The 19,541-nt window shown below is 74.6% G+C and carries 16 protein-coding genes; 10 read left to right on the forward strand and 6 right to left on the reverse strand.

All coding sequences use genetic code 11. From position 1 onward, the window contains the following. The first annotated feature begins 10 nt into the window (after positions 1-10). The 3 genes from ABWK59_RS13960 to ABWK59_RS13970 all read left to right on the forward strand — a co-directional run bounded on the left by ABWK59_RS13960 (position 11) and on the right by ABWK59_RS13970 (position 3,677). Positions 11-610: a nucleoside triphosphate pyrophosphatase gene (locus tag ABWK59_RS13960; protein ID WP_354640903.1), complete on the forward strand. Its 600-nt coding sequence runs from the start codon at positions 11-13 to the stop codon at positions 608-610. Between the two features lie 311 nt (positions 611-921). Then, positions 922-1,677, forward strand: a complete 756-nt coding sequence (locus tag ABWK59_RS13965) for a hypothetical protein (RefSeq protein WP_354640904.1) — start codon at positions 922-924, stop codon at positions 1,675-1,677. 227 nt (positions 1,678-1,904) lie between these two features. Then, positions 1,905-3,677 (forward strand): acetyl/propionyl/methylcrotonyl-CoA carboxylase subunit alpha, encoded by a 1,773-nt coding sequence (locus ABWK59_RS13970; RefSeq protein WP_354640905.1) that lies wholly within the window; start codon positions 1,905-1,907, stop codon positions 3,675-3,677. A 100-nt stretch (positions 3,678-3,777) separates the two neighbouring features. Here the strand turns inward: ABWK59_RS13970 and ABWK59_RS13975 are convergent, their stop codons facing one another. Together ABWK59_RS13975 and ABWK59_RS13980 are read right to left on the reverse strand one after the other, a co-directional pair. Beyond that, complete coding sequence (locus ABWK59_RS13975; RefSeq protein ID WP_420492780.1) at positions 3,778-4,698, reverse strand: DeoR/GlpR family DNA-binding transcription regulator; 921 nt, start codon at positions 4,696-4,698, stop codon at positions 3,778-3,780. Between the two features lie 248 nt (positions 4,699-4,946). Then, positions 4,947-6,401 (reverse strand): NAD(P)H-quinone dehydrogenase, encoded by a 1,455-nt coding sequence (locus ABWK59_RS13980; protein WP_354640907.1) that lies wholly within the window; start codon positions 6,399-6,401, stop codon positions 4,947-4,949. Positions 6,402-6,529: 128 nt separating this feature from the next. On the opposite strand from ABWK59_RS13980, the gene ABWK59_RS13985 reads away from it, so the two are divergent. Continuing rightward, complete coding sequence (locus ABWK59_RS13985; RefSeq protein ID WP_354640908.1) at positions 6,530-6,967, forward strand: gamma-glutamylcyclotransferase; 438 nt, start codon at positions 6,530-6,532, stop codon at positions 6,965-6,967. A gap of 33 nt (positions 6,968-7,000) precedes the next feature. Here the strand turns inward: ABWK59_RS13985 and ABWK59_RS13990 are convergent, their stop codons facing one another. After that, positions 7,001-7,993, reverse strand: coding sequence for a hypothetical protein (locus ABWK59_RS13990; protein ID WP_354640909.1), 993 nt, complete (start codon positions 7,991-7,993; stop codon positions 7,001-7,003). A gap of 194 nt (positions 7,994-8,187) precedes the next feature. Between ABWK59_RS13990 and ABWK59_RS13995 the strand changes: the two genes are divergently transcribed. The 6 genes from ABWK59_RS13995 (at position 8,188) to ABWK59_RS14020 (ending at position 17,005) form a co-directional block, all read left to right on the forward strand. Further along, positions 8,188-10,704, forward strand: coding sequence for a HAMP domain-containing protein (locus ABWK59_RS13995; protein WP_354640910.1), 2,517 nt, complete (start codon positions 8,188-8,190; stop codon positions 10,702-10,704). Positions 10,705-10,717: 13 nt separating this feature from the next. Next, positions 10,718-12,499, forward strand: coding sequence for a poly-gamma-glutamate synthase PgsB (gene pgsB / locus ABWK59_RS14000; protein WP_354640911.1), 1,782 nt, complete (start codon positions 10,718-10,720; stop codon positions 12,497-12,499). Beyond that, complete coding sequence (locus ABWK59_RS14005; protein WP_354640912.1) at positions 12,496-12,978, forward strand: poly-gamma-glutamate biosynthesis protein PgsC/CapC; 483 nt, start codon at positions 12,496-12,498, stop codon at positions 12,976-12,978. Before pgsB ends, ABWK59_RS14005 begins: the two co-directional genes overlap by 4 nt. 40 nt (positions 12,979-13,018) lie before the next feature. Beyond that, positions 13,019-14,092: a hypothetical protein gene (locus ABWK59_RS14010; protein WP_354640913.1), complete on the forward strand. Its 1,074-nt coding sequence runs from the start codon at positions 13,019-13,021 to the stop codon at positions 14,090-14,092. 252 nt (positions 14,093-14,344) lie between these two features. Beyond that, positions 14,345-15,178 (forward strand): purine-nucleoside phosphorylase, encoded by an 834-nt coding sequence (locus ABWK59_RS14015; protein WP_354640914.1) that lies wholly within the window; start codon positions 14,345-14,347, stop codon positions 15,176-15,178. Positions 15,179-15,310: 132 nt separating this feature from the next. Next, entirely contained in the window at positions 15,311-17,005 is a 1,695-nt protein-coding gene (locus tag ABWK59_RS14020; RefSeq protein WP_354640915.1) for a phospho-sugar mutase, read from the forward strand. A 224-nt stretch (positions 17,006-17,229) separates the two neighbouring features. Here the strand turns inward: ABWK59_RS14020 and ABWK59_RS14025 are convergent, their stop codons facing one another. From ABWK59_RS14025 to ABWK59_RS14035, 3 genes are all read right to left on the reverse strand, one after another. Next, a complete protein-coding gene (locus ABWK59_RS14025; protein WP_354640916.1) occupies positions 17,230-17,889 on the reverse strand; it encodes a PH domain-containing protein in 660 nt (219 codons plus the stop codon). Positions 17,890-18,089: 200 nt separating this feature from the next. Beyond that, a complete protein-coding gene (locus tag ABWK59_RS14030; RefSeq protein ID WP_354640917.1) occupies positions 18,090-18,827 on the reverse strand; it encodes an ABC transporter permease in 738 nt (245 codons plus the stop codon). Next, complete coding sequence (locus ABWK59_RS14035) at positions 18,824-19,540, reverse strand: ABC transporter ATP-binding protein (RefSeq protein WP_354640918.1); 717 nt, start codon at positions 19,538-19,540, stop codon at positions 18,824-18,826. The genes ABWK59_RS14030 and ABWK59_RS14035 overlap by 4 nt, the downstream gene beginning before the upstream one ends. Between the last annotated feature and the right edge of the window lies 1 nt (position 19,541).

Raw genomic sequence — 19,541 nt, forward strand, 5'->3', positions numbered from 1 at the left:
GCTGGACCGCATGACCGACCGCCGCACCCTCGTGCTCGCCTCCGCCTCCCCCGCCCGGCTCGGCCTGCTCCGCCAGGCCGGACTCGACCCCGTGGTGCGGGTCAGCGGGGTGGACGAGGACGCGCTGACCGCCCCGACCCCGGCCGAGCTGGCCCTGGTGCTGGCCGAGGCCAAGGCCAAGGCGGTGGCCGCCGAGCTCACCGCCAGCGAGCTGGTGGTCGGCTGCGACTCCGTCCTGGAGCTGGACGGGCGGGCGCTGGGCAAGCCCGCCGACGCCGCCGAGGCGCTGGCCCGCTGGCAGGACATGCGCGGCCGGTCCGGGGTGCTCCGCACCGGCCACTGCGTGATCGACACCGCCACCGGGCGGCAGTCCTCGGCCACCGCCTCCACCACCGTCCGCTTCGGCACCCCGGACGACGAGGAGGTGGCCGCGTACATCGCCTCCGGCGAGCCGCTGCACGTCGCCGGGGCGTTCACCCTGGACGGCCGTTCGGCGCCGTTCGTCGAGGGCGTCGACGGCGACCCGGGCAACGTCATCGGCCTCTCGCTGCCGCTGCTGCGGCGGCTGCTGGCGGAGGTCGACGTCCGGATCGTCGACCTCTGGACCTGACCCGCACTCCGGACCCGACCCGCACCCCCGGCCGGGCCCGCACCGCCCCGCAGCGCGCCGGGAAGGGACCCGGACGGGCGTCCATGGTCTGAACCATGGGGGTCCGGGGGCGGCCAGGGGGACCCCGACTTCCGCCCACCGGTCCGGGACGCACCCGATCGGGCGGAACGTCCGACGCCGAGCTGACGGTGCGGATCCGGACAGAACCGGGCTCGTACATCTGTCGCCCGGACCCACCACCACGGGGGCGCCCGCGCCGATAGGGTGGCGCAGTCGGAGCGCCGGGAGCCGGAGCGGAAGGGGAGCGCGGAATGACCGACAGCGTGCTGAACGTGGCCCTCGGGCTCGTGGCCACGGCGATCAGCGCCGGGATCGGCTGGCTCGCGCAGTCCCTGCGGCGCCGCCGCAGGCTGGGCCGGGTCCGGGAGTTCTTCGGGATGCCCGCCGGGACCGAGTGCCTGCTGGTGGTCAACCGCCGCGGCGTGGAGGGGACTTCGCGCAGCGTGTCGCGCAACGACGTGTACGCGCTGATGGAGTTGTCGGCTCTGGTCCGCGAGTGCGGCGCCCGGGCCGAGCTGGTCGCCCATGACGAGGTGCGGCAGGGGCTGGGCCAGAAGGCCGAGTTCTGCCTGGGCGGCCCCGCCAGCAACGAGCGGACCGTCGCCCACCTGCAGTCCTGGCTGCCCGGGATCGAGTTCGCCCTGCAGAACCCGGACGGTCCGCACGGGGACACCACCCTCACGGTCGGGGACGAGGAGTTCCCCTACGTCCACCCCTCGGCGGGCTCCGCCGGCGGCCAGGCGTACGTGCTGCTGGCCCGGCTGCACGCCCGGCCGGACAGCCGGCCGGTGTTCCTGATCGCCGGGCAGACCGCGACCTCCAACCACGCGGCCGTGCGCTACCTGGTGGCCAACCACCGGGCACTCGCGCACCGGTACGGGAGGACCGGCACCTTCGTGCTGGTCCTCAAGGTGATCAACTCCGAGGCGTACGGCCCCGACGTGGTCGAGCTCGCCGCGGACGTCACCGCCAAGGCCACCGCCCCCCGCGTGGAGGCGGCCGTCTGAGCCCACCCGTGTGGCGAAGACCACGCCGCGGCCACCGCCGCTACAGCAGGCCGCAAGCCTGCCCCGACGCGGATGCGTAAGGTCACTACCAGCGGAACATCCCGCTCCGTGCCCGGTCGATCACGCATCCGCGTCACGCTCCGTGTGAGCATGCTCACCACCAGGGACTACTCGCCGGTACGACCCTTAGATCCCTAGACTCAACGAGGTTCAAGAAGGGAGCCACAGTGCGCAAGGTGCTCATCGCCAACCGCGGAGAAATCGCCGTCCGCGTCGCCCGGGCCTGCCGGGATGCCGGTATCGCCAGCGTCGCCGTGTACGCCGAGCCGGACCGGGACGCGCTGCACGTCCGCGCGGCCGACGAGGCGTACGCGCTCGGCGGCGACACCCCCGCCACCAGCTACCTGGACATCGCCAAGGTGCTCAAGGCGGCCGCGGACTCGGGTGCGGACGCCGTCCACCCCGGTTACGGCTTCCTCTCCGAGAACGCCGACTTCGCCCAGGCCGTGATCGACGCCGGTCTGATCTGGATCGGCCCGCCGCCGCAGGCCATCCGCGACCTCGGCGACAAGGTCACCGCCCGGCACGTCGCCCAGCGCGCCGGCGCCCCGCTGGTCGCCGGCACCCCGGAGCCGGTCTCCGGCTCCGACGAGGTCGTCGACTTCGCCCGGGAGCACGGCCTGCCGGTCGCCATCAAGGCGGCGTACGGCGGTGGCGGCCGCGGCCTCAAGGTCGCCCGCACCCTGGAGGAGATCCCCGAGCTGTACGAGTCGGCGGTCCGCGAGGCCGTCGCCGCGTTCGGCCGCGGCGAGTGCTTCGTCGAGCAGTACCTGGACAAGCCGCGCCACGTCGAGACCCAGTGCCTCGCCGACCGGCACGGCAACGTGGTCGTGGTCTCCACCCGTGACTGCTCGCTGCAGCGCCGGCACCAGAAGCTGGTCGAGGAGGCCCCCGCGCCGTTCCTCACCCCGGAGCAGAACGCCGAGCTGTACCGCGCCTCCAAGGCGATCCTGCGCGAGGCGGGCTACGTCGGCGCCGGTACCTGCGAGTTCCTGGTCTCCCAGGACGGCCTGATCTCCTTCCTGGAGGTCAACACCCGTCTGCAGGTCGAGCACCCGGTCTCCGAGGAGGTCACCGGCCTCGACCTGGTCCGGGAGATGTTCCGGATCGCCGACGGCGAGGAGCTCGGCTACGACGACCCGGAGGTCCGCGGTCACTCGATCGAGTTCCGGATCAACGGCGAGGACCCGGGCCGCAACTTCCTGCCGGCGCCCGGCACGGTGACCCTGTTCGCCGCGCCGTCCGGTCCGGGCGTGCGCCTGGACGCGGGCGTGGAGTCCGGCTCGGTCATCGGCCCCGCCTGGGACTCGCTGCTGGCCAAGCTGATCGTCACCGGTGCCGACCGCAAGCAGGCGCTGCAGCGTGCGGCCCGTGCGCTGGCCGAGTTCAAGGTGGAGGGCATGGCCACCGCCATCCCGTTCCACCAGGCCGTGGTGACCGACCCGGCGTTCGCGCCGGAGGTGCACGGCAGCGACGAGGCGTTCACGGTCTACACCCGCTGGATCGAGACCGAGTTCGACAACACCATCCCGGCGTTCACCGGCGCCGGCGGTGAGGGCGAGGAGGCCGAGGGCCGCGAGACCGTCGTGGTCGAGGTCGGCGGCAAGCGGATCGAGGTCTCGCTGCCGTCCTCGCTGGGCGTGTCGGCCGCTCCGGCCGCCGCCGCGGGCACCGGCAAGACCAAGCGCCGGGTGGGCGCCAAGAAGGCCGGCTCGGCCGTCTCCGGCGACACCCTCGCCTCGCCGATGCAGGGCACCATCGTCAAGGTCGCCGTGGAGGAGGGCCAGGTCGTCGCCGAGGGCGAGCTGATCGTCGTCCTGGAGGCGATGAAGATGGAGCAGCCGCTCAACGCGCACAAGGCCGGCACCGTGGTCGGCCTCAAGGCCGAGGTCGGCCAGTCCGTGAGCAGCGGCGCGGCCCTCTGCGAGATCAAGGACTGACCCCGCGTCAGCCGCGTCGGGCCCGTACCCCTCCGGGGGTGCGGGCCCTTCGCACGTCCGCGCGGGCGGCCACGGGGGCCTGGGGGCTGCCTTCAAGCCCCTAGGGCCGGACGCGGGGGGCGCCGAGTTCGGCGTAGCGGGCGGGGGGCTGGCCGGGCGGGCCCGCGTGGGGGCCGGGGCGGCGCGGGCCGGGGAGCGGGGCCCCGGGCGGCGGGGCGATCCGGCGCGGGCCGACCGGGACGGGCCCCTGGTGGGGCGCCGGCTCCGAGCCCGACCCGAGCGGGGCGACGGAGATCTGCACCCCGCAGTCGGCCAGCGCGTCCAGCTCGCGGGCGGTCGGGTCCTCGGCGGCGGTGTGCTCGTCGGTGACCAGCCGGGTGATCGCGTCGGTGGGCACGGTCTGGAACATGGTGTCCGAGCCGAGCTTGGTGTGGTCGGCGAGCACGATCACCTCGGCGGCGGCCTGCACCAGGGCCCGGTCCACGCTGGCGGAGAGCATGTTGGTGGTGGACAGGCCGCGCTCGGCGGTGAGCCCGCTGCCGGAGATGAAGGCCTTGGAGACCCGCAGCCCGTGCAGCGACTGCTCCGCGCCGCTGCCGACCAGGGCGTAGTTGGAGCCGCGGAGCGTCCCGCCGGTCATCACCACCTCGACGCGGTTGGCGTGCGCCAGCGCCTGGGCGACCAGCAGGGAGTTGGTGACCACCGTCAGACCGGGGACCCGGGCGAGCCGGCGGGCCAGCTCCTGGGTGGTCGTCCCCGCGCCGACCACGACCGCGTCGCCCTCCTCGACCAGGCCGGCCGCCAGGTCGGCGATGGCGCTCTTCTCGGCGGCGGCGAGGTGGGTCTTCTGCGGGTACCCGGGCTCCCGGCTGAAGCCGCCGGGGAGCACGGCGCCGCCGTGCCGGCGGTCGAGCAGCCCTTCGGCCTCCAGCGCCCGCACGTCTCTGCGTACGGTGACTTCGGAGGTCTGGACGACGCGGGCCAGCTCACGGAGCGACACGGCTCCGTTGGCGCGCACCATTTCGAGAATCAACTGGCGACGTTCTGCAGCAAACACAGAACCGACGGTAACCGAGTGACCGTCTGCTTTCAGGCGTTTGCAGCTGGTAGCCGGAATTGCTCACCTGAGTCCAGCGCACGACCGTACAATGCGCCCCGCCGGACGGGTGAAAGCCCGCCGCCGTGTTCCGGGGGACGGCGAGGGGGCCGCCGGTCGGCGGCCCCCTCCAACCTCCGGGCCCGGTGCGGGAGTCGGCCTCCCGGGCGGGTTCAGGAGTCGGCGCCCTCGCGCTTGCGGGTGTGGAGCTGGCGGGCGGCCTCGGCGGTGGAACCGGAGATGGACGGGTAGACGGTGAAGCCCTTGGCGACCTGCTCCACCGTCAGGTTGTTGTCCACCGCGAGCGAGATGGAGTGGATCAGCTCGCTGGCGCGCGGGGCCACGACCACGCCGCCGACCACGATGCCGGTGCCGGGGCGGCAGAACAGCTTCACGAAGCCGTCCCGGATGCCCTGCATCTTGGCCCGCGGGTTGCCGCGCAGCGGGAGCTTCACCTCGACGGCGTCCACCCGGCCGCCCTGGACGTCGGCGGCGGTGTAGCCGACGGTGGCGATCTCCGGGTCGGTGAAGACGTTGGAGGCCACGGTCTTGAGGTTGAGCGGCTGCACCGCGTCGCCGAGGGCGTGGTACATGGCGATCCGGCCCTGCATGGCGGCCACCGAGGCGAGCATGAAGACGCCGGTGCAGTCGCCGGCCGCGTAGACGCCGGGGGCGGTGGTGCGGGAGACCCGGTCGACCACGATCTGGCCCCAGTCGTTGAGCTTGACCCCCGCCTCCTCCAGGCCCATGCCGGCGGTGTTGGGGATCGAGCCGACCGCCATCAGGCAGTGGGTGCCGCGGATGGTGCGGCCGTCGGCCAGGGTGACCTCGACGTGGTCGCCGACCCGCTTGGCGCGCTCGGCCCGGGAGCGGCTCATCACGTTCATGCCGCGGCGGCGGAAGACCTCCTCCAGCACCTCGGCGGCGTCCGGGTCCTCGCCGGGCAGCACCCGGTCGCGGGAGGAGACCAGGGTGACGTCGGAGCCCAGCGCCTGGTACGCGCCGGCGAACTCGGCGCCGGTGACGCCGGAGCCGACCACGATCAGCTCGCGGGGCAGCTCCTCCAGGTCGTACACCTGGGTCCAGGTGAGGATCCGCTCGCCGTCCGGCTGGGCGTCGGGCAGCTCGCGCGGGTGGACGCCGGTGGCGATCAGGACGGCGTCGGCGCGCACCGACTCGGTGGTGCCGTCGGCCAGGTCGACCAGGACCTCGCGGGAGCCGTCCACGGCCTGGCCGCCGGACGCCAGCCGGCCCTTGCCGCGCAGCACGGTCACGCCGGCCCGGGTGACGGCCTGGGTGATGTCGTGGGACTGCGCGATCGCCAGCCGCTTCACACGCCGGTTGACCTTGCCGAGGTCCACGCCGACCACCCGGGCGGACTGCTCCAGCGGCGGGGTGTCGTCGGCGACGATGATGCCCAGCTCCTCGTAGGAGCTGTCGAAGGTGGTCATCACCTCGGCCGTCGCGATCAGCGTCTTGGACGGTACACAGTCCGTCAGCACCGCCGATCCGCCCAGACCGTCGCGGTCGACAACGGTCACCTCCGCGCCGAGCTGGGCTGCCACCAGGGCCGCCTCGTATCCGCCGGGTCCGCCACCGATGATCACGATCCGAGTCACGTGCTCCATTGTCCCGCATGGAAAAGGCGGCGCCACGCCGGGGGCGCCCCCCGGCGTGCGGGCCCTGGGCGGCGGCCGGTGACCGGGCGGGCGGGCGGACCCGTGATCCGCGCCACGACTCCCGTAGGCTGACCGACATGTCGCTCTACGCCGCGTACGCCACGAACCTCGACGCCCGGCAGATGACCCGGCGCGCCCCGCACTCCCCGCTGCGCGGCACCGGCTGGCTGACCGGGTGGCGGCTGACCTTCGGCGGCGAGCAGCTGGGCTGGGAGGGCTCGCTGGCCACCGTGGTGGAGGACGAGAAGGAGCAGGTGTTCGTCTCGCTCTACGACGTCGCGCCGATGGACGAGGAGGGCCTCGACCGCTGGGAGGGCGTGCAGCTCGGCATCTACCGGAAGGTCAGGCTGCGGGCGCAGACCCTGGACGGCGAGGTCCCGGTCTGGACGTACGTGCTCAACGACTACGAGGGCGGCCTGCCCGCCGCGCGCTATCTCGGGCTGATCGCCGACGCGGCGGAGAGCGCGGGCGCGCCCGACGACTACGTCCAGGAGCTCCGCCGGCGGCCCTGCTGACCGGAGCCCGGTGACCGGGCTCCGGCGGCGCGGTCAGCCCTTGGCCCAGCTCCGGGTGGCGGCGGCGAGCGCCTCGGCGACCCGCAGCCGCAGGGCCGGGTCGGTCCGCAGCCCGTTGGCCAGCTCCACGTGCAGCCAGGGCACGCCGCGGTCGGAGGCGTACCGGCCCTCGACGTTGGTGGTGCCCTCCAGCCGCCCGCACTTCTCCTTCCAGGCCTCGCAGACGTTCAGGCCGAGGGCCCGCAGGCCCTCCGCGGTCCTGTGGCCGGCCGGCCCGGGCTCGACGCTGCCGCCGGAGACCACCGCGTCCTGGCCGGGCAGGCTGCCCTCGTCGAAGCCGTGCACCTGGATGCCGGGCAGTCCCCGGTCGGCCAGCAGGTCGACCACGGCCGCGAACACCGTGTCCGGGCTGTGCGCGGCGTCCGAGGTGCCGTCGGCGCCGGCCCGGCGGTGGGCGCCCGCGATCACCACGACCCCGCCCGGCGCGGCCCGCCAGAGTTCGACGCCGAGCAGTTCGGTCCGGCTGTCGGCGACCGGGTGCGGGACCTGGCCGGACCAGACGGCGTGGGTCTGCGGGTCGAGGTAGACCCGGCCCCAGCCGCGCTCGCGCTCCCGCTCCGGTGAGGCGTCGGCGACCTCGGTCACCCGGCGGCCGCTCGGCCGGTCGATCAGCTCGGTCGCCCGGTAGCCGGCCTGCCGCAGGGTGGCGGCGGCCGGCCCGGCCTTGCCGTCCAGCAGCTGGGAGACGCCCTCGCCGACCGCCCGGCGCTCGGACTGGTTCGGCGCGCGGTAGGGGGAGTCGGCGGCGAAGTTCGCGGTGTACGCGGCCACCCGCTCGGCCAGGTCCACCTGTTCCGGGCCGGCGGGGGTGCTCCGGGAGGCGGTCGGGGCGGGGCCGGCGGCGGGGCTGCGGCCGCCGCCGAGCAGGGCCAGGGTGAGGCCCGCGGCGAGCAGGCCGAGTACGGCCAGCAGTGCCGCCGGCGCCTTCCGGCCGGTCGTCCACGGCAGCTCGGTACGCATCCCCATGGCGGCCAACCTAGCCGACCTCAGGCGGGCGGCCGGACCAGGTCGCGGGTGGTGGACGCCCGTCCCGGGCGGTCATGCCATCCGATATCCTCACCGGACCGGGGGGAATATCCAGCCATCGAATGGCCGAAACCATTCGTATTCGCTCGGCCGGTCACCCGCCCAGGTTCCCGGCGTCGGCCCATGGGAACCCGTTGACCATCTCGATCCACCCGCCGCGCCGGCGGCGCCGGATGCGGCGCCGTGCCGACATGCCCCTGCTCGGCGGGATCCGGCCCCCGATCGCCGTCCTCCTGCTGCTACTGGTGGTGGTCTCCGGCATCACCGCGCTGACCGTGGGCGGGTTCCGGGTGGACGAGATCCCGCAGGCCGTCCGGGAGTCCCAGCAGTACACCGCCGAGGACGGCGCCGTCGCCGTGCGCTCGGCGATCAACGAGAACGTCGACGACCTGCGCCGTTTCGCCGAGCAGTACGACAAGGGCTCGGCCGAGCCGGACGCCGTGCTGGCCGCGCTGAGCCAGACGCACCAGAAGTGGCGCGGCACCGCCGTGGTGGTCCCCGCCACGGGCCGGCTGCTGGCCGCCCGCGGCGAGGCCGTCCCGCTGGCCGGGCTGGACCTGACGAAGTCCGCGGGCACGGCCACCCCCGCCCCGCTGCTCGCCACCGCGAACGGCGGGACCCGGCTGCTGACCTTCGGCACGGTGACCGTCAAGAGCTCCGGCCGGGTGCTGCTGGTGGCTTCGGACACCCTCAAGGTGCCCGCCATGGCCACCTCCAAGGAGCAGACCGTCCAGGTGCTCGGAGCCACCGGCGCCGCGGTGGACACCGCCGGCCCGGAGCCGGCCACCGACGCGGACAAGAGGCTGTTCGCCTCCGCCCGGGAGAAGGCGTCCCACGCCCGCCCGACCGCCCAGGTCCCGACCGTCTCGGGCGCCCTGGTGGGCCCCGCCGACGACAAGGGCGCCCGGCGGGTGGCCGGGTACGCGGCGGTCACCTCCGCCGATCCGCAGGACGCGGCCGGCTCGCTCGGCCTCACCGTGGTCTCCGGCGTGTCGGTCGAGCGCCACCAGGCGGAGCTCCGGCACCCGCTGCTCGGCCTGGTCGCCGCCGGATCGCTGCTGCTGGTCGGCCTGGTGGTCGCCGGGGTGCTGCTGCGCACCCTGCAGCGGCCGCTGCTGCGGCTGTTCCTGGAGTCACGCCGGCTGAGCCGCGGCGAGCGGCTGGACCAGCCGGTCGCCGGGCCCAAGCGGGGCGAGGCCGGGCGCACCGTTCGCGCCCTGGAGGAGCTGCGCCTCCAGCTGCTGGACCCGCGGCGGGAGCCGCCGGAGCCCGCGCCGCCGCGGCGCCGTCCCGGCATCCTGCTGCCGCTGACCCTGTGCGCCGTGGTGATCCTCGGCTGGTCCGTCCCGCTGACCCTGCTCAGCTCCGACCGCGACGCGGTGGCCGTGCCGGGCGACGTGGTGGCGGCGCAGAAGAACCGCACCGACAGCCTGGCCACCCGGGTCCGGCAGGCGCTGTCCGAGAGCACCTCCGACCTCAAGCCGCTGGCCGCCGCCCTGGACGGCTCGCGCAAGCCCGACTCCCGGCTGCGCGCCGCCCTGGACGAGCACCCGCGCTACCGGTCGATCTACCTGCTCGGTACCGACGGCTCGGTGACCGCCAAGGCCGGCGAGGTGTCCTCGCACGCCGCGGCGGCCGCCGAACTCCCGGACGGCATCGCGCTGCTGAACACCTCCGGCAACGAGCCGGTGTTCGCCGCGATCATCGGGATGGACACGGCCGGCACCACGGAGTCCACCGGATCCACCGGGTCCGCCGGGTCCACCAGCGCCGGCACGGTCATCCAGGCCACCGCCACGGCCTCGCCCGCCCCCATCGCGACGCCCTCCGCGGGCACCGCCGCGACACCCTCCGCCGCCCCCACCGCGACGCCGTCCGCCGGTGCCACCGCGACCCCGTCCGCCGGTGCCACCACGGACGCGGGCGGGAAGACCGCCGACGGCAGGACCCCCCGGCGGCCGGTGCTGGTCGGCGAGCTCAAGCGCGACTTCGTCAGCGGCCTGCTGGACCGGCCGGGCCTCGGCGAGATCTGGCTGGTCGACGGCCGCAAGCGGATCGTCGGTGCCAACGAGGCCTTCGGCTCCTTCGCCGAGCTGCCCGACTCGCGGGCCCGCCGGCAGGTGGACAAGGCCGACAAGGAGACCGCCGTCTCGGTGTCCCGCAGCGGCGGGAACGCCGTGGTCCTGGCCGCGGCCCGGCTCGACGGCAGCGGCCAGGTGGCCAAGCTCGGCTGGTCGGTGGTGACCTCCCAGCCGGTCGGCTGGCTGCACCTGGACCAGAACAAGGCGGACCGGCGGGCGCTGCTCGCCGCGATGCTGGGCCTGGCGGCCGCCGCGCTCTGCCTGGGATGGCTGTTCATCGCGGTCGGCCTGCCGCTGCGCCGGCTGGCCGCGAACGCCGAGGCGCTGGCCGCCGGCGACCGGCGGACCGTGCTCTACCCCGTCCACCACGACGAGGTGGGCGCGGTGGTCCGCAGTCTGGAGGTCATCCGGCAGCAGCTGGAGCAGCGGGCCCGCCGCGCAGGCGACCAGGGCGCGCGCCGGCCGCGCACCGCCGAGCGCACCGCCGAGCGCTCCGACCCGTCCTCCGCTCAGCCCGCCGGCCGCCGCCCGGCCGACCACTCCGCCGGCCGCGACGCCGGCCACCGCTGAAAGCGACCGCGCCGTGCTCTTCCTCTACTCCGTCCTGGTGATCTGCTGCGTGGGTCTCCTGATCGCGGGCATCGTCGAGCAGCGCCGGCACTACGCCGCGCTCGAACAGATCCCGGTCCGGGTGCTGGTGAACGGCATCCGCGGCAAGAGCTCGATCACCCGGCTGTGCGCGGGCGCGCTGCGCGGCGGCGACCTGGTGACGGTGGCCAAGACCACCGGCACCGCGGCCAGGTTCATCCACCCCGACGCCACCGAGGAGCCGGTCTTCCGGAAGTTCGGCATCGCCAACGTGGCCGAGCAGATCGGCATCGTCCGGCGGGCCGCCGCGTACCGGCCGGACGCGCTGGTGATCGAGTGCATGGCGGTCATGCCGCCGCTGCAGGAGGTCAACCAGACCAAGCTGATCCGCTCCACCATCGGAGTGCTCTGCAACGTCCGCGAGGACCACCTGGCGGAGATGGGCCCGACGCTGGACGACGTCGCCCGCTCGCTGTCCCGCTCGATGCCGGTCGGCGGTGTCTGCGTCACCGCCGAGCAGGACCGCCGGCACATCCTCCAGGAGGAGGCGGACAAGCGGAGCTGCGAGCTGATCGTGGTCGACCCGGAGACGGTCAGCGACGAGGAGCTGCGCGGGTTCAGCTGGTTCACCTTCAAGGAGAACGTGGCGATCGCGCTCGCCGTGGCCGAGCTGATGGGCGTGGACCGGCAGACCGCGCTGCGCGGCATGTGGGAGGCGCCGCCGGACCCGGGCGTGCTCTCGGTCGAGCGCTACCGCACCCCGGAGGGCAAGCGGCTGCGGTTCGCCAACGTCTTCGCGGCCAACGACCCGGAGTCCACCCTGATGAACGTCCAGCAGCTGCTGGACCTGGGCGCCATCCACCGGCCGCTCAACGTGGTCATCAACTGCCGCCCCGACCGGGTCGAGCGGAACGGCCAGATGGGCTCGATCGTGCCGGACCTCGACCCGGACACCGTCTTCCTGATCGGCCACCCCACCAAGTCCGCCCGGGACGGCATCCCCGCCGGCTGGAACGGCCGGATCGTCGACCTCGGCGGCGACCGCCGCGACCCGGCCGAGCTCACCGAGGCCCTGCTCCACGAGCTCGGCCCGGACACCTCGCTGGTCGCGGTCGGCAACATCCACGGCCAGGGCGAGCTCTTCCTGGAGGAGCTGGCCGCCCTCGCGCCCGACGACGAGCCCGCCGCCCCGGCCCACGCCCGCGGCGGGCACCCGGTGGCGGAGGACCGCCCGGCCGAGCCGGTGTACCGGGCCGTGCCGCTGGACGACGACCTGGAGGAGGAGCCGTACGGCGCCCCCTACCGGCAGCACCCGGGCGCCGCGCGGGTGCCCGGCCCGGGCCGCCCGGTGCAGGACCCGTACGCCCGGCCGCACGCCTACGCCGAGCCGGACCCGTACGCGCAGCAGCGCCGGCACCCGGCCGGGCAGCAGCCGTACCCGCAGCCCTACCCGCAGCCCGACCCGTACGCGCAGCAGCAGCAGCACCCGTACCAGCAGCCGGGCGGGGCCTACCCCCAGCCGGACCCGTACCAGCAGGCCGACCCGTACGCGCAGCAGTACCAGCGGCCCGCCCAGCCCTACCGGCAGGCCGATCCGTACCAGCAGGGCCGGGGCTACGCCCAGCAGGGCGGCTACCCGCAGGCCGACGGCCACGGGCAGGACCCGTACCTGCGGCAGCCCCCGCCGCAGGCCGGCCACGCCCGCCGCCCCGACCCGTACGGCCACGACCGCACCGCGTACCAGCAGCCCTTCGATCCCTTCGGAGACCACCAGTGATTCCCACCGAGCTCACCCCCGAGGTCGCCGCCATCGGCATCGCGCTCGGTCTGGTCTTCTCGCTGATCTGCTACCTGACCACCAACCTCTCCCCCGGCGGCATGATCACCCCGGGCTGGCTGGCGCTGACCCTGGTGGAGGACCTCCAGCGGGCCGGCCTGACGGTCGCGGTCACGCTGCTGACCTTCCTCACCACCCGGGTGGTGCAGAAGCTGGTGATCCTCTACGGCAAGCGGCTGTTCGCCGCGGTGGTGCTGACCGGCGTGGTGTTCCAGGGCGCGGTGACGCTGGTGCTCCAGCACCAGCTGCCGACCCTGTACGCCAACCAGACGCTCGGCTTCATCGTGCCGGGCCTGATCGCCTACCAGCTGGTCCGCCAGCCGAAGGGCGCCACCCTGATGGCCACCGGCACGGTGACGCTGGCCAACTACGTCGTGCTGGCGGCCGCGCTGCTGCTCGGTGCGCTGCCCGGCAGCTGAGCCGGATCCGTTCAGAACCCCACTCGGTGAGGAGCGTTGGATGAGCGTCTCGCGCAGGGCCGTCCTCGGCGGCGTCCTTGGTCTCGCGCTGGCCGGTACCGCCGGTGAGCTGACCCTGAAGCTGCGGGAGCGGGCGGCCCGGCCGGCCGACGCCCCGGACGACTCGCCGGCCGCCCAGCAGCCGGTCGGCGACGCCGCCCCGGCCACCGGCGACCGCCGCTACGAGCGGCTGACCGGCCCGGACCGCACGGTGGTCCGGGACGCCGCGGGCGCGGTGCTGGCCACCCTCACCGACGGGGCCAGGACCGCGGTGCTGACCGGCAAGAGCCGCACCTTCGCCGACCCGGACACCTCCGCCACGGTGGCCACCGACGCCTGGGTCCGGCTGCTGCCGCAGCCCTGGCAGGCCGGCGCCGAGCAGGCCGAGTGGTTCAAGGGCTGGTTCCAGAAGTCGCTCGGCAGCGCCGAGGACGACGTGCTGGCCTTCGCCACCCAGTACCTGGCGGGCGCGCCCGACCAGAAGAACCCCAAGGGCGTGCGGTTCCGCGGCAACGCCTCCTTCGGCCCGCTCAACCCCAACGGCTCGCCGGGCAACGACTACCGGCTGGAGGAGACCGACTTCCTGGACTACCTCGGGATGCCCTGGCCCTTCGCCGACAAGGTCACCAAGCAGCCCGACAAGGCCCGCTACGGCGGCGTGGACTGCTCCGGCTACGTCCGGCTGGTGTACGGCTACCGGGCCGGCTACCCGCTGCTGAGCAAGGACGTCGCCGGTCCCGGCCTGCCGCGTACCGCCAACGGTCTGGCCCGGCTGGGCCCGGGCGTCCCGGTCCTGGCGCTGACCACCAAGCCCGGTTCCGAGGAGACCGTGCACCCGGCCTCGCTGGCCGCGCTGATGCCGGGCGACCTGCTGTTCTTCGAGATCGACGCGCGCACCGGCGTCCGGCTCGACCACACCGGGATCTTCCTCGGCCTGGACAGCGAGGGCCACCCGCGGTTCATCTCCAGCCGCGAGGAGGCCGACGGGCCGACCTTCGGCGACAAGGGCGGCACCTCGCGGATCGACGGCGGCGGTTTCTACGGCAAGGGGCTGCGCAGCGCCAAGCGGCTCTGACCGGTCGGGTTGGGCGTCCCTGACGCGGCGCCGGGCGGCAGCGCCCGGCACAGGCGGCGCCGCCCGGACAACCCGGCCCCGAACGGCCCGGGTGGCGCGGCGCCCGGGCGCCCGGTCACCTGGGAGGATCGTCCGACCGGACCCGCGGACATCCGGCCGGACCTTGTGCCTTTAGGTCAACCGGGTAACGATCCGGCACGACTCGGCAGGATTGTCTACGCGCGTAGGCGTCTGTCGCCTATCCTCGCCAGTGTGAACGCAACTCCTCAGTCGGTCGTCTCCGCCGACCCCTACGCCGCTGCCAAGGCCGCCGCCGACCGCCTCCGCGAGCTGACCGGCGCCGACCGCCACGACGTCGCCCTGGTGATGGGCTCCGGCTGGGTGCCGGCCGCCGACGCGCTGGGTGAGACCGTGGCCGAATTCCCGGTCACCGACCTCCCCGGCTTCCCCGCCCCCGCCGTCGCGGGCCACGCCGGCCGGATCCGCTCGGTGCGCGTCGTGGGCGAGGCCGGCGAGAAGCGCGCCCTGGTCTTCCTCGGCCGCAACCACTACTACGAGGGCCACGGCGTGGCCACCGTGGTGCACGGCGTCCGCACCGCCGCGGCCGCCGGCTGCGGCACCATCGTGCTGACCAACGGCTGCGGCGGCCTCCGCCAGGGCTGGGTCCCCGGCCAGCCGGTGCTGATCAGCGACCACATCAACCTCACCGCGGACTCCCCGATCGTCGGCGCCAACTTCGTCGACCTGACGGACCTGTACTCCAAGCGCCTGCGCGCGCTCTGCCGCGAGATCGACCCGTCCCTGGACGAGGCCGTGTACGTGCAGTTCCGCGGCCCGCACTACGAGACCCCGGCCGAGGTCCACATGGCCCGGGTGATCGGCGGCGAGCTGGTCGGCATGTCCACCACCCTGGAGGCCATCGCGGCCCGCGAGGCCGGCGCCGAGGTGCTGGGCATCTCGCTGGTCACCAACCTGGCCGCGGGCATGACCGGCGAGCCGCTCAACCACGAAGAGGTCCTGGAGGCCGGCAAGGCCTCGGCCGAGCGGATGGGCGCGCTGCTGGCGAAGGTCCTTGAGCGGATCTGACCGTCCGCTGACGCAGAATCGGTAACCGGGGCCGCCGGCGCGGCGGCGGGCAGACCGGGCTCGGGCCCGGGGCCCGCCGCCGGCGCGGCGGCCCCGCCCTCACAGCCCCCTTCTCAGGAGGAGCAGGCACCCATGCCGCAGGCACCCACCACCGACCTCCTCGCCCGCGCCCGGACCTGGCTCGCCGAGGACCCCGATCCGCAGACCCGCGAGGAACTGTCCGCCCTGCTGGCCGCGGCCGAGGACCCCGGGGACGAGGGCCGGCTCGCCTGGTCCCACCTGGCCGAGCGGTTCGCCGACCGGCTCCAGTTCGGCACCGCCGGCCTGCGCGGCGAGCTCGGCGCCGGCCCGATGCGGATGAACCGCGCGGTGGTGATCCGCGCCGCCGCCGGCCTCGCCGCGTACGTCAGGCAGCAGAAGCTCGGCGACCTGGTGGTGATCGGCTACGACGCCCGTCACAAGTCGGCCGACTTCGCCCGGGACACCGCCGCCGTCATGGTCGGCGCCGGACTGCGCGCCGCGCTGCTGCCGCGCCCGCTGCCCACCCCGGTCCTCGCCTTCGCCGTCCGCCACCTCGGCGCCGCCGCCGGCGTCACCGTGACCGCCAGCCACAACCCGCCGCAGGACAACGGCTACAAGGTCTACCTGGGCGACGGCTCGCAGATCGTCCCGCCGGCCGACGCCGGCATCGCGGACGAGATCGACGCCATCGGCTCGCTGTCCGAGGTGCCGCTGGCCGCAGACGGCTGGGAGGTGCTCGGCGACGAAGTGGTCGAGGCCTACCTGGACCGCGCCGTCTCGGTGGTCGAGCCCGGCGGGCCGCGCGACCTGGACGTGGTCTACACCCCGATGCACGGCGTCGGCCGGGACGTCCTGCTGGCCGCGTTCAAGCGGGCCGGCTTCCCCGCGCCCACCGTGGTCACCGAGCAGGCCGAGCCCGACCCGGACTTCCCGACCGTGGCCTTCCCCAACCCGGAGGAGCCCGGCGCGATGGACCTCGCGTTCCGGACCGCCTCCTCGGTCGGCCCCGACATCGTCATCGCCAACGACCCGGACGCCGACCGCTGCGCGGTGGCCGTCCCGGTGGCCGGCAACGGCGGCTGGCGGATGCTGCGCGGCGACGACGTCGGCGCCCTGCTGGGCTCCGCCCTGGTCGCCAAGCAGGTCACCGGCACCCTCGCGACCACCATCGTCTCCTCCACCCTGCTCGGCCGGATCGCCGAGGCGGCGGGCCTGGGCTACGCCGAGACGCTCACCGGCTTCAAGTGGATCGCCCGCGCCGACGGCCTGCGGTACGGCTACGAGGAGGCGCTCGGCTACTGCGTGGACCCCTCCGGCGTCCGCGACAAGGACGGCATCACCGCCGCCCTGCTGGTGGCCGAACTCGCCGCCACCCTCAAGCGGTCCGGCCGCACCCTGGCCGACCTGCTGGACGACCTGGCGCTGGAGCACGGCCTGCACGCCACCGACCAGCTCTCGGTACGGGTCCAGGACCTGTCGCTGATCGCCGACGCCATGCGCCGCCTGCGCGAGCAGCCGCCGACCGTCCTGGCGGGCCTGACCGTCACCCGGGCCGACGACCTCACCGCGGGCTCCGCCGACCTGCCGGCCACCGACGGCCTGCGCTACCACCTGGAGGGCGAGGCGGTCCGCTCGGCGCGGATCGTGGTCCGCCCGTCCGGGACCGAACCCAAGCTCAAGTGCTACCTGGAGGTCGTCCTCCCGGTGCCCACCGCCGCCGACCTCGCCCCCGTGCGGGAGCAGGCCGACCGGATCCTGGCCGCGATCAAGCGCGACCTGGCCGCAGCCGCAGGCATCGTCGCCTGACCCACGGCCGCGACGAGCGTCTCCCGGAGGACCCACCCGCTTCTCCCTCCGGGAGGCGCTCACTTTCTTTCCCCCGCTGTCACGCAGAGACAGATCAACGGCTGCGCCCTGCGTGGCCGGCGCCCGGAAGCGGGCGAGAGGCAGCGCCCCGGAACGCCGACGGGCCCCGGAGACCGGGTGGTCTCCGGGGCCCGTCGGCCGTGTTCAGCCGTCCTCCGGTGTCGTCAGGTGACGGCGATCAGGGTGACCAGGGCGATCAGACCGGCCACGGTCGGGGCGATGATCCACCAGCACCAGGTGGTCTTCAGCTCGCCGGCGCCGTGCGGCTTGCCCGCGTTGAGGTCGCGCATCTCCTGCAGCGAGTCGACCACCTGGTCGGACCAGGCGCGGTTCGGGTCCGGGTCGCCGGGTCGGCGCTTGGAGCCGGTGGAACCGCCGCCGGTCAGCGCGGTGGTGGCGGCCCGCTCGGCCCGGCGGTTGGCCCGCTTGCGCTGCCGCAGCGAGACCGGGACGGCCCAGATCTGGTACTTGCGGCCGCCCGCGAGCAGTTCGACCGAGTACCCGGCGCGCAGCCCCTCCACCGTGGCCCAGGGCGCGTCGATGGTGCGCAGCGGGTTGCGGACGAGGATCCGGCGCTCGTTGGCGAGCACGGCGGGGCGGATCGTGTAGGCGATCACCGGGAAGGCGAAGACCGGGGCGGCGGCCAGGGCGATCCACGGCGTACGGCCGGTGCCGTTCAGCACGGCGTCGATGATCAGCCAGGCGGCCACGGCCAGCAGCAGGACGCCGGAGATGATGCCGGGGACGGAGCGGTGCACGCGGTCGGCGTACGTCGGCTCGGGGGCGGCGGTGCCCTGGTCGGGCGTGCCGTCGGATTCGGTCATGGGGCCGATTCTGCCTCATCGGCCCCGCCCTCCCCTAGGTTCGCCGGGTTGCGGTTCGGTAGCCCTCGCGGGTGTCCCGGCGCAGCTCACCCGGGCTGCGGCGGTCGGCGACGGGCAGCGACGATCCGGTGGTGCGGCTCGCCCGGTGGAGGTACGGCGGACTCCGGCGGCGGGCCGTCCGGTCCGCCGCCGGAGGGCGGTCAGGCGGTGCGGCGGCGGAGGGTGGCCGCGCCGAGGCCGAGGGCCAGCAGGCCGGCGGCGGCGATCACCGCCAGGTCGAGGACGACCCGGCCGTCGACGCCCCCGGTGGTGGTGAGCCGGTTCATGGCGTCCACCGCGTAGGAGAGCGGCAGCAGGTCGGAGAGCCCGCGTAGCAGCGGGGCCATCGCCTCGCGCGGGACGAACAGCCCGCACAGCAGCAGTTGCGGCAGCAGCACGGCCGGCAGGAACTGGACGGCCTGGAACTCGGTGGCGGCGAAGGCGGAGACCAGCAGGCCGAGCGCCATGCCGAGCAGTCCGTCGCCGACCGCCACCGCGAACAGCAGCCAGGTCGGCCCGGCGACGTCCAGCCCGAGGACGCCGATGGTGAGCGCCGAGGCCAGGGCCGCCTGGACGAGCGCGACCAGGCCGAAGGCGAGGGCGTACCCGAGCAGCAGGTCGAACTTGCCGAGCGGCATGGTGAGCAGCCGCTCCAGGGTGCCGGAGGTGCGCTCGCGGAGCATCGCCACCGAGGTGACCAGGAACATCACCATCAGCGGGAAGACGCCGAGCAGTTCCGGGCCGATCCGGTCGAAGGTGCCGGAGTCCCCGTCGAACATGTACTTCAGCAGGGTGAGCAGCACGCACGGGACGACCAGCAGCATGGCCACCGTCCGTGGGTCGTGGCGCAGCTGGGCGAGGACCCGGCGGGTGGTGGCGAGGGTGCGGTGGACGTTCATCGGCCGGCCTCCACCAGGCTGAGGAAGGCGCTGTCGATGTCGGCGGTCCCGGTGGTGCTGAGCAGGGCCTCGGGGGTGTCGTGGGCGAGCAGGCGGCCGTCGCGCATCAGCAGCAGCTTGTCGCAGCGGGTGGCCTCGTCCATGACGTGGCTGGAGACCAGCAGGGTGGCGCCGTCGTCGGCGAGGCCGCGGAAGAGCCGCCAGAGGTCCTGCCGCAGGACGGGGTCGAGGCCGACGGTGGGCTCGTCCAGGACCAGCAGCTCGGGGTGGCCGAGCAGGGCGGCGGCGAGCGAGACCCGGGCCCGCTGGCCGCCGGAGAGACGGTCGACCGTGTCGTGCTCGTGGCCGCCGAGGCCGACCTGGGCGATCACCCGGGCCGGGTCCTGGCGGGGTGCGCCGAGCACGGCGGCGAAGTAGACGAGGTTCTCGGTGACGCTGAGGTCGCCGTAGACGGAGGGTGCCTGGGTGACGTACCCGACCTTGTCGCGCAGGGCGGCGCTGCCGGCCGGGACGCCGAGCACCTCGACGCGGCCGGCGGCGATCCGCTGGACGCCGACGATCGAGCGCAGCAGGGTGGTCTTCCCGCAGCCGCTGGGGCCGAGCAGGCCGGTGATCGCGCCGCGCGGGATGTCGAGGTCGAGGCCGTGCAGGACGGTGTGTCCGCCGCGTTCGACGGTGAGGCCGGCGGCCAGGACCGCCGAGGAATTCATCATG

Origin of the sequence: Kitasatospora sp. HUAS MG31 (assembly GCF_040571325.1) — a bacterium.
GTDB classification, from domain to species: Bacteria; Actinomycetota; Actinomycetes; order Streptomycetales; family Streptomycetaceae; genus Kitasatospora; species Kitasatospora camelliae.

Bases quoted from the DNA above. Each gene is read 5' to 3' on its own strand.
- ABWK59_RS13960 (WP_354640903.1), top strand. From the start codon at position 11: ATGACCGACCGCCGCACCCTCGTGCTCGCCTCCGCCTCCCCCGCCCGG.
- ABWK59_RS13965 (WP_354640904.1), top strand. From the start codon at position 922: ATGACCGACAGCGTGCTGAACGTGGCCCTCGGGCTCGTGGCCACGGCG.
- ABWK59_RS13975 (WP_420492780.1), bottom strand. From the start codon at position 4,698: ATGGTGCGCGCCAACGGAGCCGTGTCGCTCCGTGAGCTGGCCCGCGTC.
- ABWK59_RS13980 (WP_354640907.1), bottom strand. From the start codon at position 6,401: ATGGAGCACGTGACTCGGATCGTGATCATCGGTGGCGGACCCGGCGGA.
- ABWK59_RS13985 (WP_354640908.1), top strand. From the start codon at position 6,530: ATGTCGCTCTACGCCGCGTACGCCACGAACCTCGACGCCCGGCAGATG.
- ABWK59_RS13990 (WP_354640909.1), bottom strand. From the start codon at position 7,993: ATGGGGATGCGTACCGAGCTGCCGTGGACGACCGGCCGGAAGGCGCCG.
- ABWK59_RS14010 (WP_354640913.1), top strand. From the start codon at position 13,019: ATGAGCGTCTCGCGCAGGGCCGTCCTCGGCGGCGTCCTTGGTCTCGCG.
- ABWK59_RS14020 (WP_354640915.1), top strand. From the start codon at position 15,311: ATGCCGCAGGCACCCACCACCGACCTCCTCGCCCGCGCCCGGACCTGG.
- ABWK59_RS14025 (WP_354640916.1), bottom strand. From the start codon at position 17,889: ATGACCGAATCCGACGGCACGCCCGACCAGGGCACCGCCGCCCCCGAG.
- ABWK59_RS14030 (WP_354640917.1), bottom strand. From the start codon at position 18,827: ATGAACGTCCACCGCACCCTCGCCACCACCCGCCGGGTCCTCGCCCAG.
- ABWK59_RS14035 (WP_354640918.1), bottom strand. From the start codon at position 19,540: ATGATGAATTCCTCGGCGGTCCTGGCCGCCGGCCTCACCGTCGAACGC.